Raw genomic sequence first — 13,770 nt, 5'->3', positions numbered from 1 at the left:
GCCTCCGTTCCACGTGACCTCTACGGGCACCGGCGTCCTCCTGCACGCCACGCCTCCGCGGCCGTCGGCGGAATCCGCACGCCGGAGCCCGGCCAGCAGCATTCCGGCTGTCAGGGCACCCGACCCGGCCGAGGTAGGCGGAGGCAAGGGACCAGTTACCGGATCACGAAGGGGCCCGGCACCGATCCCGCCGGAGTTGGCCACCTGGGTCAACAATTACGTGGGACGCCATACGACGTGGGCCCTGCCCAACGACGCTTCTGGTGCCCGCTGTTGGCGGATGTCCTCGCCGGAAGGGATCATCGAGCTGCGGGTTCCCCGGACCCACGGCGACCTCCAGCGCGAGGTGTCCGCGCACCGGCACGCCATCGGCCGGCTGGGCGCCGGACAGGCGCCGCGCCTGCTCGGGTTCGATCCCAGACTGCGGGCGCTGCTGACGCGGCAGCCACGCGGCGAACGCGTGGATGACGCTCCCGACAAGGGCCTTCATCTGAGGGAATCCGTGCACGAGCAGGCTGGGCAGCTGCTGCGCATCCTCCACGAGAGCACGCTCAGGGCTGGCGATCGGCATGCTCAGGCTGCAGAGAACACCCTGCGATACATCGACTACGTCGACCGCGTGCTGGAACGGATCGATTCCCCGGTGCTGGCCGGGCACCGTGCGGTCATCCGGCGCTGCCTGGTCGTCCTGCGGGAGGCACTGCCACAGCTGCCCGTCGCCTTCTGCCACGGCTCGTTCGGTTTCGGCGCCTGGCGGTGGCAGCGGGTGACACGGTCCCTGGCTCTGACCGGGTTCGAGCGCTCGCAGGTGATGGCCGCCGTGGTCGACTTCGCCCGGCCGTCGCTGCTGTGGGCTGACCGCCCCGCTCTGCAGGACGCCTTCACCCGCGGATACGGCCGGCCCCTGGATGAGTGGGAGCGACGACTGCTGGTCGACTTCGCCGTCCTGGCCGCCGTCGAGGATCTGTGGCACACGAACCCGAAGGACGACGCCAAGACCTACGCGCGTCTTGTCGGTGCACTGCGTGCGGCGGCGGGCCGGCTACCCGTCCCCGAGACCGTCGCCGCCATTGACAGCACGGAGGCGCCGACCGGATGAGGGACCCCCACTGTGCCGCCGTCGTCGTCTGCCGGATCCATCCCGTGCCGGTGTCGTTCCTATCCACCGTGTCCCGCCCTGGACCGGGCGTGTGGCCAACCCCATCCCTAACAGCTCCGAATGCGGTGATCGCCCTTTGAACGCGTCAGCTCACCTCAGCGATGACGAGACGCGCTTGCTCGATCCGAAGCGAGCCGGGCAGGCCGGCCGGGTACACCGCGGCCTGCAGGAAGCGATCACCGAGGGAATCATCCCGCCCGGCGTCCTCCTGGTGTCCGCGGATCTGGCGAGCGGCTACAAGGTGGACTCCCACGTCGTGGCAGTCGCCCTGCGCGGTCTGGCCCACAACGGCCTGGTCCAGCTGCACCATCTAGGAGCAAAAGTATCGGATGCCCCAATCGCTCCTCCGATTCCGCACCTGAGTCCCCGCCAGGCCCACAGCCGCATCGAGCTCACGATCCGTCGGCGTCTCGCGACGAGGATCTACCAGCCCGGGAGCATGCTCCCTCGTCAGAAGGCGCTCGCGAAGGAGTTCGGTGTATCCCCTGCCGCCTACCGTCGCGCCATCAACCGGCTGGTCGAAGAGGGCTTCCTGATCCCGTCCGTGAACCCCAAGGGCACACGGGTCAGCAACCGCCTTCCACACGTTGAGACCGTGCCCTGCTGACCCCGCGGGCAGAAGACCCCCACACCGGCTGCCTCCCCGGCCGCTCACAGTACCCACCAGCTCCCGCAGCCCGTGCCGACCAGCCCGTCCTCGCTGCCATCAGGGGCGCGACAGGCGCCCAATCCCGTTTGTCCCTGGCCCCGAAGGATTCCCATGCCGATAGCCCGGCCGTCCCCCCTCGTCCCGTCGAAAGCCTCCTACTGTGAACGGGTCGTGCGACTGGTGCAGTCGAACGTCAAGAACGACGCCGGCCCCGAGGAAGAACCAGGCGCCCTTCCTCTCCTGTGGCATCAGAACTACGGGGAGCGGCTGGCTCCGCTGGAGGCTGACTGGCTGGGGCTGGCGGAGCTGACGTACTCGCAGGCCAGGCCCGATGCGAGCGCCGAGGTCAAGGAGGCCGCCGAACGGCGATGGCGGGCGCTACAGCAGACGGTCGGGATGCGCGGCTTCCGCGCCCGTATGGGCCAGGGCCGCAACCCGACCGGTCTCCTGGTGAGGGAGGCTACGTTCACCGCCGGTCCTCAACACCATCACCCCAAGGTGTTCCGGACGCCCCCCACCAATGTGCAGCTGACGCTCCCGGAAGTACCTGACGTGCCCATCGTGACGGCCGCCTTCCACAGTTCGTTCTGCTCGTCGGTCGGTCGGCCGGCCGGCCGGCCGAGGCGTACGAGCTGTCGGCACTGGCGGACAAGGTCAAAGCCCAGCACGGCGCCGACCCCGAGCGCCCGCGGGCGGCCTGCTGGCTGTTCGGCGACACGAACGAGTACCCGCTGCCCGCCGGCGAGTCGGTACCGGAGATCGACTGGACCACGGTCACCGACCTCGTGCACCGTCGCCACCGTGCCCTCAAGCAGGCGGACGGATCGTGGCGGAGCTGCACGATGCTGGACGATCTGATGCTGGACTGCAACATGCACGACCCGGCCCGGCTCGCCGCCCGCCGACTCGGCCAACCGGACGCCCTGGCCCCGACGGCGGGGTTCGCCGCCGTCGGCCAGGGCGGCGACTCCCGTATCGACCGGGGCTACATGGACCCGTGGACCGTCCAGGCAGTGCTGGGCGTCACCGTGCTGGACATGACCGGACTGAGTGATCACCACGCCCTGGTCGTCGACCTCTCCCATCGCAAGCTCATCGAAGCTCTGCGGCGGGCCTTCCCTCCATTGGCTGCCTGGGACTTGGCCGCCTGACCCGCACGGCGGACCCGCCTTCCACGAATCGCGGCACGTCTACAAACCGCTCGGCGCATCCCGAGCGTCCCACATGACAAGGAGCACCCGACTGGTGTCCACCCCTACCGAACTCCCGACCGCACCAGAGTTGTTCGTACCACTGCCGGTGCAGCGCGAGGCCGACGAGATGGTCCGGCAAACGGGGGCTCAGCCCGCGATCACCTATGACGGCCCGACGATCTGCCTCACTCATGACAGCGGCACTGTGCGGATCGAGATGGCCTTCCGGTACGGCAGCCGGGGATGGAAAAGGGCCAGCTGCCGTCTGTTCCACAACAGCGTTCCCGTCGATGAGACCCCTTCTTGGGAGCGGTACAGCACGCTTGCCAAGGAACAGTCCGCTCCCGGCACCGCGTCACTCCCCGTTCTGACGGCCTTCGGTGACCACGACACACTGCCGACGGAGATCCGGCAACAACTCGCCGTGCTGCAGCAGCGCTTGGACGGCCGGACAGATATCACCGTCCGCATCGGGCGGGACGACGAGGGCCACTATGTGATCGCTCTCGCATCTCCGAAGGTAACCGTGCACATGGTCTTCGAATGCCGACGCCGCCATGGCAGGCCGTACGCCGTGCCCGCCGGCATCGACCCGATCCGGGTGGTCACCGCGGACGGCAGGGACCTCACCAGGCAAGTCCAGGGAAAACTACACCAGGCACTCGCTCAGCTGCTCGCCGCACCTCCTGGCGCCGGCGCAGCGGATGGCGGAGCGGGCCTGGCAGAAGGGGCGCAGGCCGGTGGGCCAGCCTCCCGCAAGGGCACCGTCCTGCGCCTGTAGCCCACGCGGACGGCACCGGTCGCGCCCAGCCTCTGCTGCAGCCGATGTCTCCGGCCACGGCAATCCCTCGATCAGGCGACGCCCCCTATTCGAGTGATCGAACGTCACATCACAGCCACGTCACCCAATCCCCCCAAGGGCGGTCCGGCGCTCCTCGAACTTTCGACCGAAACGTCGCTCCCGGTCATCCGTAACTGCTTCTCCAGCAGGGAAGTTGTCAGATCGCCCCTACCACCCGGCCCTTCACAGGAGGAACCCATGAATCCCGTTCCCGCGCTCACGCTCGCTCCTCCTGCTCTCGAACAGAGGGGCCAAGCCACTTCGCCCGGTCAGACCCGGGTCATGCACGGTGTTGACGCTGTGCGCGTGTTCATCGCGGATATCTCAGGCCGGGATCCGAGGTGGGGGGCATGAGCGTCGCCAATCCGATTCCGCCTGTCCTCCACGAGTGGGCTCCGAGCATCGTCACCCGCCCGGCCTGCGGCGCCTGGGGTGGGCGTCCAGACCTGGAGGAGGCGTTCTGGGATGGGTATGGCTGCGTGCTCACTGGCGAGGAGGAGCGGGCTCTGCGTTGCCTGTCCGCGCTGGACGCGACGAGCGCCATCGCCTGGGGCGTGCCCAACGGCGACCTGGAGATCGTAGAGCGAGGGCGGGCGACGCTGGCCCGGTTGGAGGTGCAGGCCGCGTGAGCGCGTACCTGAGCCCGGCCAACGTGATGGTGCTGGTGCAGCGCGACGACGGGCGTGTCCTGGCCGTGCGGCACAACAAGACGTCGAAGACCTCGCCGAACCAGGTCACCGTGGTCGGCGGAAAGCTGGAGCAGGACGAGTTCGTCCACGAGGGCGCGCTGCGTGAACTGACCGAGGAGACCGGTGTCCACGTGGCGGCCGAGGACCTGGAGTTCTGCCAGCTGGTGCACTACCGGGACGCGGACGGTGTGCGGGTGATCGGCGTGGTGTTCACAGCACGGCGGTGGCAGGGCGAACCACGCAACACCGAACCGCACAAACACCAGCAGGTCCTGTGGATCGATCCCGGAAATCCGCCCGCCGACTGCCACCCCTACACCCGGCAGGTCCTGGCCAACTTCACCGCCGGACGGCTGTACGGCCCCATCGACCTTGCGGCGATCGGAGGCGCGGCATGACCCGTCCGACCGTGCCCACCCAGGGCTCCGGGCCCGAGAGCACTGCCTCTGACCAGACGATGTCCCGTCCGCCTTCGCCCGCGGAGATCAAGTACACCGGGCAGTATTCGGTGAACCCCATGGACGGGGTGAACTTCCGCGCGCTCAGCGCCCGCCTTCCCTCGGTCCTGCGGCGGATCGCGGGCATGTCCTGGGCGGTCGACCGGACGGCGGTCGTCCTGCTGCTGGTCTGCCAGGCGGCGGTCGGGCTGGCGGCGGCCGGCCAGTTGGCCTTCACGTCGAAGGCGATGCGCCCGCTCCTTGGCGACGGCACCGTGCAGGAGAGGCTGCACCCGGCGCTGTCGGCGCTGATCGTCGTGGCGGTGATGGCTGCCCTGTCCCGCACCGCCGCAGCGGTCTCGGCCTACGGGGAGCGGCGCATCACCCCGAAGCTGACGACCGAGGCCGATACGACGCTCGTCGCCTCGGTCTGCCGGGTGGAGGCGAGCGCGTACAGCGAGGACGGCTTCCACGACCGCCAGGAAGCCGCGGAGATGGGGGTGATCCGTACCCATGTGATGGTCACCGACGCCCAGCAGCTGATGTCCTCGCTGATCAAGCTGGTGACGGCGTGCGGTGTCCTGTCCGTACTCGACTGGCGGCTACTGCCGTTCCTGCTGCTGGCCGTGCTTCCGGCCGGCATCGGCTCGGTACTCACCGCACGCGTGGACTACGAGATCCACTACGCGAACATCGCCAGCCGCAACGCCCGGGGAATGATGAGGTGGTGGGCGACGAGCCCCAAGTACGGGGACGAGGTCCGCGCCAACTCGATGTCCGGCTACCTGCTGTACTGGTACCGGACGCTGTCGCAGCAGTCCGACGCCCGCTCCCTGGCCGCAGCCCCCAAGGTCTTGCGGATCGCTCTGGCGTCCGCTGCGAGCAGTGGTGTGTTCCTGGTGGCGACCTGGGCGGCACTGTACTGGCTGGCGGCCACCGGCCAGATCGCGCTCGCGATCGCCGCGACCGCGGTGTTCGCTGTGCAGACCACCCTGGGCGCGCTGACACAGCTGGTCCGCAGCGCCGCCGCGGTCTTCCACACCAGTCTCTACCTCGGCGACATGACGGACTTCATGGACGAGGCCCAGCAAAAAGCCCCTCAACGAAGCGAGTTGACGGTGACGGCGCCCGTCGAAGAGGTCCGGGTCGAGGGTGTCGTCTACCGGTATCCAGGCAAGGACAAGCCGGCCGTCGACGGGGTGTCGCTGACCCTGCGGCGCGGGCAGATCTTGGCACTGGTCGGCGTCAACGGCTCCGGCAAGACCACCCTCACCCGTCTGCTCGCCGGGATCCTCCTGGCCGACAAGGGCAAGGTGACCTGGAACGGTGCCGATCTCGCCGAGGCGGACCGCGACACGGTGTGGAAGCTGACCGGACTGGTTCCGCAGGTCTTCGCACAGTGGCCGCTCAGACTGCGCGAGAACGTCACCCTCGGTCAGCCCCGCTCGCAGGAGGACACGGCTGTGTGGGAGGCGATCGATGCCGTCGGCCTGCGTGAGGCGGTCGAGGACCTGCCCGACGGGCTCAATACGCTGCTCGCGAGGGAGATCTTCAGCGGGGTGGAGCTGTCCGGCGGGCAGTGGCAGCGCGTGGCGTGTGCCCGGGGCCTGTATCGGCTCCCGGAGCTGCTGATCATGGACGAGCCGACGTCCCAGGTCGACCCGGAAGGGGAGCACCGGACGTTCGAGACGCTCAAAGCCATGGCGGCAGACCGCATCACGATCGTGGTGACGCATCGGCTGGAGAACACGAAGATCGCCGACGAGATCGTTGTGATGGAGGAGGGCCGGGTCACCGAGCAGGGTGCCTATGAGGACCTCGCCGCCGGGGGTGGAACCTTCGCCCGTCTGCTCGCCCTGTCCCAAGATCGCTGACCGCCCGGGTGCCGTCCCTACCGTCGGGGCGGCACCCACCTCCGTACTCATCCCGAATTTCCCCTTCCCGAAGGGACTTTGATGACCACCCAACGACGCGAGCCAGGCGCCGGGCAACTGCAGCTGGGCTTCCCCCGGTCTACGCCGACCGGGGGACGCCGTGATGAAGCCCGAGTCTGCTGGTAACCCGAGCTATCAGAACTTGCGCAATGCCTTCGACTCGGCGTCGGAGGGAGAGCGGGAGACCGGCCGGATCGAATAGTGCTGCGGTCATTCAAGCTGGACCCATCACCAGGCGATGGAGGGAAACAGTGATTCTCCTTGAGGTAGCTGACGCAGCGGCTCATCTCGTACTTACGCCTGAGGTCGATCAACGCCGTGGGATCCAGACTGGGCTCCGCGTAGGGGACTCGGTGGTGAAACGCGGCCAGACTCACGTCGATGTTCCCGTGGACTCCTTGAACAATCATCTGTGCGTAGTGGCTCGGCGCTAGGTCGGTTCTCTCGGCGGTGAGTTGATCGTGGAGTTGGAGAAACTGGCTCATGATTCGGTCCCGCAGACTGATCGCCGCGGCGCGAGCGGCTTGGAGGGACGCCTGTCATGGCCGACTGCCAGCCGTTGCTCGCCGAAGCCGGCAGGCCCCCACGGAGGAGGCAGTGCCCAGCGGGTGGATCCTGGAACAGGAGTTATGAATGGAGTCGGTAGCTGTCCCTTGTCCACGTTTCGTTGGAGCGGAACGATCTCTAGGAACCCGCCTCGGCCTTGTGGCAAACGGTGCAGGTGATGCGTCGCGCAAGGTGGGGCGAGGTGGCGAGCCCCATGCCGCGGACACGATGGATTGGGACGGGGCGAGTCTGGCTGTGCGCGGTACACAGCGCCGCTCCGCAGCGCATGCAGAAGGCAACGGCGACGGTGGCTGGCCGCTCTTGGTCGTGGCAGTCGTAGCAGTTCATCGTTGGCGTCCGTTCGGGTCGGGCACGGCGACGGGGTGTCGGGGCTGCTGAACTGGGGGTGGAAGCGCCGGGCTGAAGTAGCGCTGGGCGAGGGCGGTGGGCAGGACCGCGGTGAGGACGACCACGGTGACCAGGACGGAGAACTGGGCCTTGGTGACGATGCCGGCCGTGTAGCCGTACGTCGCGGAGATGGTGCCGAAGGTCAGGCCGGTGCTCATCAGCAGTGTGGTGAACGGCGCGTGGGGGTGGGCGTGTCGGCGGGCCAGGGGGTACACGGCCGCCGACTTGAGGGCGAGCTTCGCGCCCAGGAGCACGCCGAGCAGGCCGAGGTTGGCGATGACCAGGGGCAGGGAGACGTTCATCCCGGAGCGCAGGAAGAAGAACGGGGTCAGCAGCGCGAACGCGACGACGCGGAAGCGCTGTTGGGTGGCGCGGTGGCGGGCGAAGGCGCGGGAGAGGACCAGTCCGAGGAGGAAGGCGGGCAGAACGGCTTGGCTGTTGGCCTTCTCCGCCAGCCACATCAGGACCAGCAGGGCGGCGAACGCGCCTTTGATCTCGGGTTCGATGACGCGGTTGCCGTACTGGGCGAAGAACCAGCGTTCCAGGCGCGGCATCACGAGGATCAGCAGGACCGAGGCGGCGGCGAAGGGCAGCAGCCACCAGGTGGGCCGGATGAACAGGACGCTGAGCGCGAGGACGGTGGCCAGGTCGGTGACGAAGGTGGTGCTCATGATGAGTTTGCCGAGCGCGGTGGCGTTCAGGCCGGTCTCCACCAGGACCGCGTAGACGACGGCGAGCGAGGTGGTGGACAGGGCGGTGCCGCCGATCTCGGCGGCCTTCCAGGTCCAGTCGAATCCGTAGCGGCACAGCAGCAGCACGCCGGCGAACGGTGCGACGAAGGAGGCGGTGCCGATCAGCAGGCTCGCCTTCCATGTGGCCCGGAACTCGTCCGGGTCGACCTCGGCACCGGCCAGGAAGGTCAGTACGACGCTGCCGAAGGAGGCGAGGAAGACCAGCCACTGGGGTGCGGTCAGGTGGAGGGCGTTGCCGACGGCGACGCCGAGGAAGATCTCGATGACGGCCACCGACAGGCCCAGCTTCACCGAGAGCATGCTCGCGGCGAGGGCGGTGACGGCAAGGACGGCGGCGATGTAGTAGGCGGACTCCACGCGGTGCCTCCGCAGGGGTGAGCGGTTCCTGACGTGTGTGGTCAGGAACCATCAACCCCGGGAGGGTGGTTGGAGCCGCTGGGACAGCGGCTCGGGCGGGATCCATCGCCTGCTTCCGAGTGAACCCCTGCCGGCCGCGCGGGTCAAGGGCGCGCCCGGATGCCTGCCTCCGCAGCCGGCCGTGGGGCGGCGTGTCTTCCGATCTGTGGCCGGCGGGAGCAGACTCGGTCGTATGTTCCACCGGATCGTGGTGGCCTACGACGACTCGCCGGGCGCGCGCCGCGCACTGGAGCGGGCGGTCGAGCTGGCGCGCTCGTCCGGGTGCGAGCTGATCGCCGTAGCTGTGGAGGCGCATCTGCCGCACTACGGGGCGACCGTCGGGGAGGCGGCCGAAGAGCTGGAGGTCGAGGAGCGTTCCTGTCACCGCTGGCTGGCCGCCGCCGCGGCGTACGTCGCGGAGCGCGAGGTGGCGTTCAGGGGTGAGACCCGGGCCGGGCACCCGGCGCAGGAGCTGGTCCGGGCCGCCGGGGAGCACCGGGCGGATCTGATCGTGGTCGGGCACAGCGGGCACTCCTCGGTCTGGGGCCGTTTCCTGGGCTCCACCGCGGAGAAGACCAGTCGGCACGCCCCCTGCTCGGTACTGATCGTGCGCTGATGGTCGCGGCCAGCTAGCCCCGTCCGGCCCATGCCGGGCGGCGCTGGGCTGGCCTGGAACGGCAGAAGGCGCACACTGGAAGGGCACGCCCCCGGTCGGGAGTGCCGGTGATGGGGCTCACCGCAACCGCGGAGGCATCCGCTGACGGTCCCTGGTCCAGCCGTGCTGACCAGGAGGAGCCATGCCTGTATCGCCGACCGGCAGTGGCACTGCCCTGCGGCGCCGTGCCGCACTCCTCGTGACACGGATGCGTCCCCCTCCCGCTCCACCCCCGCTGCCACGCGCGGTCCAGGTGCGGGCGCTGCTCGCCGTGCTGGAGGACGCCGTCGCCACCCAGCAGCGAGCCGACGCTGCGGTGGCCTCCTGCGGGGAGCCCGGCCCCGTCTGCGGGCAGACCGCCCGGGACTGCTGCGACGCGAGCTCGGCCCTCCTCCATCTGCGCGCCCGGCTGCGGGAGTTGCCGCTGACCGACCCCGACCTCGCACAGAAGCGGGCGTACGCGGGGCGGCTCCTCGACTACGGCCAGTGGATGGTGCACCAGTCGGTGAACCTGGCCTTCACGGTGCACCCGGACGCCCGCACGGAGGCGGCCCGGCTGCAGCTGAACGGCCTGGGCCGGCCGGCGGACGATCTGCGGCGGATGCGCGACGCCCTCAACGCGGAGGGGGACGTGCCGTGAGGACAGGCGATCTAGCCCGCCGCCCGTGCCCCGGCCCGGTGGATGCGGACCCGGTCGAGCACCGCCAGCGCCTCGGTGTGCTCCAGCATGTCCCGCACGCCGAGCAGGAAGCACCGCAGCCGGTCCTCCTGGTCGACGAGTACGACCGTGCACGGGCCCTTCGCGGCCAGGTGGGCAGGGCGTTCGTGGTAGATCCGGCGGTCGGCGCCGAAGCCGGTGAAGCCGTGGAAGACGCTCGCCCCGGCCAGGCCCTCGCGATGGGCCCGGTGCACGAGTTCGGCGTAGGCGGGCCGGTGGTGCCACAGCACCGCCCCGTCGAGGTGGATGGTCAGACGGACGGCGCCTTCGGCATCAGGCATCGCCCACCTCCTCGTGCGCGCCGTTTTGACCGTACTGCCGCGTCGGCAGGGCGAACAGAGCCCGCGCCAAGCCGGGTTGCCGGGGCGGCCGGGCGAGAGCGGGACATCGACGAGGCAGGGAGGCCGTCATGGAGTTCGACGTGATCGTGGAGATCCCCCAGGGGTCCCGCAACAAGTACGAGATGGACCACGGGCTGCACCGTATCCGCCTGGACCGGCTGCTGTTCACCTCGACCAGGTACCCGGCCGACTACGGCTACATCGAGCACACCCTCGGCGGTGACGGGGACCCGCTCGATGCCCTGGTCCTGGTCGGTGAGCCGACGTTTCCCGGCTGCCTCATCGAGTGCCGGGCCGTCGGCATGTTCGTGATGAAGGACGAGCACGGCCCGGACGAGAAGGTTCTGTGCGTGCCCGCCCACGACCCGCGCTGGGCGAGTGTGCAGGACATCGGCGACGTCCCCGCTTTCGACCGGCTGGAGTTCACCCACTTCTTCGAGGTCTACAAGGACCTGGAGCCCGGCAAGTCCGTCGAGGGCTCCCACTGGGAGGGACGGGAGCAGGCGTGCGCGGAGATCGAGGCGTCCCGCAGGCGGGCCGCAGACCGGTCCGTGGGGAAGCCCTCGTGAGCGTGCCGGGCACGCTGGTCCTGCTGCGGCACGGGCAGAGCACCACCAACGCTGAGGGCCGCTTCACCGGCTGGGCCGACGTCCCCCTGACGGCCCACGGGGAGAAGCAGGCGATCGCGGCGGCGGAGCTGCTGGCCCGGGACGGACTGGTGCCCGATGCCGTACACACCTCTGTGCTGCGGCGCTCGATCCGCACCGCGGACATCCTCCTGGAGGAGCTGGACCGGTCCTGGATCCCGGTCCACCGCACCTGGCGGCTCAATGAGCGCCAGTACGGTGCGCTCACCGGCCGCGCCAAACGCGAGGTCCGCCGTGAGGTGGGGCCAGCGCGGTATCAGGCGTTGCGCCGCTCCCTCACCGCTGCCCCCGGCCCGCTGCCCGACGGTGAACTCGCCCGCCTGCGCGCGGATCCCCGCTACGCCGCCCTGCGCGGCGGCGGGCTGCCGGCCGTGGAGAGCCTGGCCGACATGATCGCCCGCGTCGCCCCGTACTGGGCGGATGTCCTCGCGGGGCAACTGTGCACCGGGCGCCGGGTGCTGGTGGTCGCCCACGGCAACGCGTTGCGCGCCCTGATCGCGGTCCTTGACCGGCTCACCGAGCAGGAGGTCGAGAACCTGAACATCCCGACCGGGGCACCGCTGCGCTACGGCTTCGACCGCCACCTGCGGCCCGTCGCACGCGGAGGTGGCTATCTGGATCCCGACAGTGCCCGAACGGCCGCAGCGGCCGTCGCCTCCGAAGGCCAGCCTTGAACGGACAGCCTACGAAAGCGAACCGCCCCCTCTCCGACCGGACGACGGAGGAACCCAGCATGTCCCTGCACATCGCTCACCTGCACGCCGTGGAGATCCTCGACTCCCGCGCCCGCCCCACTCTCGCCGTCACCCTCACAACCGCCGACGGCACCCGCGTCCGCGCCGGGGTTCCCTCCGGCGCCTCCACCGGCACGCGCGAGGCCGTCGAACTCCGCGACGGCGACAAGAGCCGCTACAACGGACAGGGTGTGCTGACGGCCGTCGGCCATGTCAACGGCGAGATCGCCCAGGCCCTCACCGGCCGCTCCTTCACCTCCGCCACCGAACTGGACCGCGCACTGATCGAGCTGGACGGCACCGACACCAAGTCCCGGCTCGGCGCCAACGCCATCATCGGCGTCTCCCTCGCCGCCACCCGCGCCGAAGCCGCCCTCGCCGGACGGGAGTTGTGGCAGCACCTCGCCCACGTCGCAGGCACGACACCGCGTTTGCCGGTGCCGCACTTCAACGTGGTCAACGGCGGTGCCCACGCCGCGAACAGCCTGGACTTCCAGGAGTTCATGCTCGCCCCGCTCGGCGCGCCGAGCCTGCCAGAGGCAGTTCGTGCCGGCGCTGAGGTCTACGGCCGGCTGAAGGCCCGTCTGTCCGCCGCGGGGCACGCCACCGGGCTGGGCGACGAGGGTGGCTTCGCCCCGGCCATCGACCGCCCGGAAGACGTCCTTCAACTCCTGGTCGACGCCATCACCGACGCCGGCTACACCCCTGGCCGGGACGGCATCGCCATCGCGCTGGACCCGGCCGCCAGCGAGTTCCGCCACTCGGCTGACGGGCTCTATCACGTGGCGGGCGACGCGCTGAGCAGTGACCAGCTCATCGACCGCTACGAGGCGATGACCGACCGCTTCCCGGTCTGGTCGATCGAGGACGGGCTGGCCGAGGACGACTGGGACGGCTGGGTCCGCCTGACCGAACGCCTCGGCGACCGCGTGCAGTTGATGGGTGACGACATCTTCGTCACCAACCCGGCCATCATCAGCGAAGCGATCGCCAAGAAGATCGGCAACTCCGCCCTGATCAAGGTCAACCAGATCGGCACGGTCACCGAGACCCTCGACGCGATGCGGATCTGCCGGGAGGCCGGCTACACGCAGCAGGTGTCCCACCGCTCCGGCGAGACCGAGGACTCCTTCATCGCCGACCTCGTCGTCGGCACCGGCAGCGGCCAGATCAAGTCCGGCGCCCCGGCTCGCGGTGAACGCGTCGCCAAGTACAACCGGCTCATTGAGATCGCCGCGGCCGAACCCGCGCTGCCATACGGGCTGAACCGCTGACGAGCACCTGGGTAAAGCCGTCGCATGGAGCGGCCGTCCGGAAAGCCGGCCATCTTGACTGCCGATCCGCGGAGTTGTTCACTCGTTTGTGGCGATGGATCCCGCCGGGACCGTTCTGGTCCGAACTGCCTGCCCGGGCTGATGGTTCCTGACCTGGTCAGGAACGCATGCCTTCCCGGAGGTGCGCAGGTGGAATCGCCGTACAGTGCCTCGCTCCCCGTACTCAGCTGTCGGCATGCCCCCACCCCTGCTGCTGCCGATCTCCCACGCATGTGTCTCCGACACTCCTTCGACGGGCTGGGCCGCGCCCCATGGCGGGCTCCCGCGGTTCCAGCCTCCAGCCCTTTGACGCGGGTCCCGCCGGGCGATCACCCGCGCGCCCGGTTCCGGCAAAGGG

The 13,770-nt window shown here is 69.6% G+C and carries 15 protein-coding genes and 2 riboswitches; of the genes, 12 read left to right on the top strand and 3 right to left on the bottom strand.

Going from position 1 to position 13,770, the window contains the following annotated elements:
- The first annotated feature begins 280 nt into the window (after nucleotides 1-280).
- The 7 genes from ACFYR3_RS28455 (at nucleotide 281) to ACFYR3_RS28425 (ending at nucleotide 6,842) form a co-directional block, all read left to right on the top strand.
- Nucleotides 281-1,099, top strand: coding sequence for a hypothetical protein (locus ACFYR3_RS28455; protein ID WP_389285029.1), 819 nt, complete (start codon nucleotides 281-283; stop codon nucleotides 1,097-1,099).
- A gap of 91 nt (nucleotides 1,100-1,190) precedes the next feature.
- Nucleotides 1,191-1,766 carry a GntR family transcriptional regulator gene (locus ACFYR3_RS28450; protein ID WP_389285028.1) on the top strand — a complete coding sequence of 192 codons (576 nt, stop codon included), beginning with the start codon at nucleotides 1,191-1,193 and terminating at the stop codon, nucleotides 1,764-1,766.
- Between the two features lie 884 nt (nucleotides 1,767-2,650).
- Nucleotides 2,651-2,959, top strand: a complete 309-nt coding sequence (locus tag ACFYR3_RS28445; RefSeq protein WP_389285027.1) for a hypothetical protein — start codon at nucleotides 2,651-2,653, stop codon at nucleotides 2,957-2,959.
- Nucleotides 2,960-3,053: 94 nt separating this feature from the next.
- On the top strand, nucleotides 3,054-3,782 hold the full coding sequence (locus tag ACFYR3_RS28440) for a hypothetical protein (protein ID WP_389285026.1): 729 nt from the start codon (nucleotides 3,054-3,056) through the stop codon (nucleotides 3,780-3,782).
- Between the two features lie 410 nt (nucleotides 3,783-4,192).
- Nucleotides 4,193-4,471, top strand: coding sequence for a hypothetical protein (locus ACFYR3_RS28435; protein ID WP_389285025.1), 279 nt, complete (start codon nucleotides 4,193-4,195; stop codon nucleotides 4,469-4,471).
- Nucleotides 4,468-4,929 (top strand): NUDIX domain-containing protein, encoded by a 462-nt coding sequence (locus ACFYR3_RS28430; RefSeq protein ID WP_389285024.1) that lies wholly within the window; start codon nucleotides 4,468-4,470, stop codon nucleotides 4,927-4,929. The genes ACFYR3_RS28435 and ACFYR3_RS28430 overlap by 4 nt, the downstream gene beginning before the upstream one ends.
- A gap of 59 nt (nucleotides 4,930-4,988) precedes the next feature.
- Entirely contained in the window at nucleotides 4,989-6,842 is a 1,854-nt protein-coding gene (locus ACFYR3_RS28425) for an ATP-binding cassette domain-containing protein (protein WP_389285073.1), read from the top strand.
- Between the two features lie 744 nt (nucleotides 6,843-7,586).
- Here the strand turns inward: ACFYR3_RS28425 and ACFYR3_RS28420 are convergent.
- Both ACFYR3_RS28420 and ACFYR3_RS28415 read right to left on the bottom strand, forming a co-directional pair.
- On the bottom strand, nucleotides 7,587-7,736 hold the full coding sequence (locus ACFYR3_RS28420; protein ID WP_389285072.1) for a hypothetical protein: 150 nt from the start codon (nucleotides 7,734-7,736) through the stop codon (nucleotides 7,587-7,589).
- Between the two features lie 56 nt (nucleotides 7,737-7,792).
- Entirely contained in the window at nucleotides 7,793-8,965 is a 1,173-nt protein-coding gene (locus ACFYR3_RS28415) for a cation:proton antiporter (RefSeq protein ID WP_389285023.1), read from the bottom strand.
- A 35-nt stretch (nucleotides 8,966-9,000) separates the two neighbouring features.
- A riboswitch (Fluoride riboswitch) is annotated at nucleotides 9,001-9,084 on the bottom strand.
- 113 nt (nucleotides 9,085-9,197) lie between these two features.
- On the opposite strand from ACFYR3_RS28415, the gene ACFYR3_RS28410 reads away from it, so the two are divergent.
- Both ACFYR3_RS28410 and ACFYR3_RS28405 read left to right on the top strand, forming a co-directional pair.
- Nucleotides 9,198-9,620, top strand: a complete 423-nt coding sequence (locus ACFYR3_RS28410) for a universal stress protein (protein WP_389285022.1) — start codon at nucleotides 9,198-9,200, stop codon at nucleotides 9,618-9,620.
- Nucleotides 9,621-9,801: 181 nt separating this feature from the next.
- A complete protein-coding gene (locus tag ACFYR3_RS28405) occupies nucleotides 9,802-10,299 on the top strand; it encodes a hypothetical protein (protein ID WP_389285021.1) in 498 nt (165 codons plus the stop codon).
- A gap of 11 nt (nucleotides 10,300-10,310) precedes the next feature.
- Here ACFYR3_RS28405 and ACFYR3_RS28400 read toward each other — a convergent pair whose 3' ends face one another.
- Complete coding sequence (locus ACFYR3_RS28400) at nucleotides 10,311-10,658, bottom strand: DUF190 domain-containing protein (RefSeq protein WP_389285020.1); 348 nt, start codon at nucleotides 10,656-10,658, stop codon at nucleotides 10,311-10,313.
- Between the two features lie 128 nt (nucleotides 10,659-10,786).
- Here ACFYR3_RS28400 and ACFYR3_RS28395 point away from each other — a divergent pair, with 128 nt between their 5' ends.
- The 3 genes from ACFYR3_RS28395 to eno are packed head-to-tail and all read left to right on the top strand — an operon-like array spanning nucleotide 10,787 to nucleotide 13,373.
- The gene (locus ACFYR3_RS28395; protein WP_389285019.1) at nucleotides 10,787-11,287 is read left to right on the top strand and encodes an inorganic diphosphatase; all 501 of its coding nucleotides are present in this window, start codon (nucleotides 10,787-10,789) and stop codon (nucleotides 11,285-11,287) included.
- Nucleotides 11,284-12,039: a 2,3-diphosphoglycerate-dependent phosphoglycerate mutase gene (locus ACFYR3_RS28390; RefSeq protein ID WP_389285018.1), complete on the top strand. Its 756-nt coding sequence runs from the start codon at nucleotides 11,284-11,286 to the stop codon at nucleotides 12,037-12,039. Before ACFYR3_RS28395 ends, ACFYR3_RS28390 begins: the two co-directional genes overlap by 4 nt.
- Nucleotides 12,040-12,098: 59 nt before the next feature.
- Nucleotides 12,099-13,373, top strand: a complete 1,275-nt coding sequence (eno, locus tag ACFYR3_RS28385; protein ID WP_389285017.1) for a phosphopyruvate hydratase — start codon at nucleotides 12,099-12,101, stop codon at nucleotides 13,371-13,373.
- Nucleotides 13,374-13,454: 81 nt separating this feature from the next.
- Nucleotides 13,455-13,531: riboswitch (Fluoride riboswitch) on the top strand.
- Nucleotides 13,532-13,770: the final 239 nt, after the last annotated feature.

Origin of the sequence: Streptomyces sp. NPDC005784 (assembly GCF_042871525.1) — a bacterium.
Taxonomy (GTDB): Bacteria; Actinomycetota; Actinomycetes; order Streptomycetales; family Streptomycetaceae; genus Streptomyces.
The sequence above is the reverse complement of the archived record's forward strand: the minus strand, read 5'-3'. Positions and strand labels throughout refer to the sequence as shown.

Excerpts from the sequence above, each read along its gene's own strand:
- ACFYR3_RS28455 (WP_389285029.1), top strand. The coding sequence starts at position 281 with ATGTCCTCGCCGGAAGGGATCATCGAGCTGCGGGTTCCCCGGACCCAC.
- ACFYR3_RS28445 (WP_389285027.1), top strand. The coding sequence starts at position 2,651 with ATGCTGGACGATCTGATGCTGGACTGCAACATGCACGACCCGGCCCGG.
- ACFYR3_RS28435 (WP_389285025.1), top strand. The coding sequence starts at position 4,193 with ATGAGCGTCGCCAATCCGATTCCGCCTGTCCTCCACGAGTGGGCTCCG.
- ACFYR3_RS28425 (WP_389285073.1), top strand. The coding sequence starts at position 4,989 with ATGTCCCGTCCGCCTTCGCCCGCGGAGATCAAGTACACCGGGCAGTAT.
- ACFYR3_RS28420 (WP_389285072.1), bottom strand. The coding sequence starts at position 7,736 with ATGCGCTGCGGAGCGGCGCTGTGTACCGCGCACAGCCAGACTCGCCCC.
- ACFYR3_RS28410 (WP_389285022.1), top strand. The coding sequence starts at position 9,198 with ATGTTCCACCGGATCGTGGTGGCCTACGACGACTCGCCGGGCGCGCGC.
- ACFYR3_RS28405 (WP_389285021.1), top strand. The coding sequence starts at position 9,802 with ATGCCTGTATCGCCGACCGGCAGTGGCACTGCCCTGCGGCGCCGTGCC.
- ACFYR3_RS28400 (WP_389285020.1), bottom strand. The coding sequence starts at position 10,658 with ATGCCTGATGCCGAAGGCGCCGTCCGTCTGACCATCCACCTCGACGGG.
- ACFYR3_RS28395 (WP_389285019.1), top strand. The coding sequence starts at position 10,787 with ATGGAGTTCGACGTGATCGTGGAGATCCCCCAGGGGTCCCGCAACAAG.
- eno (WP_389285017.1), top strand. The coding sequence starts at position 12,099 with ATGTCCCTGCACATCGCTCACCTGCACGCCGTGGAGATCCTCGACTCC.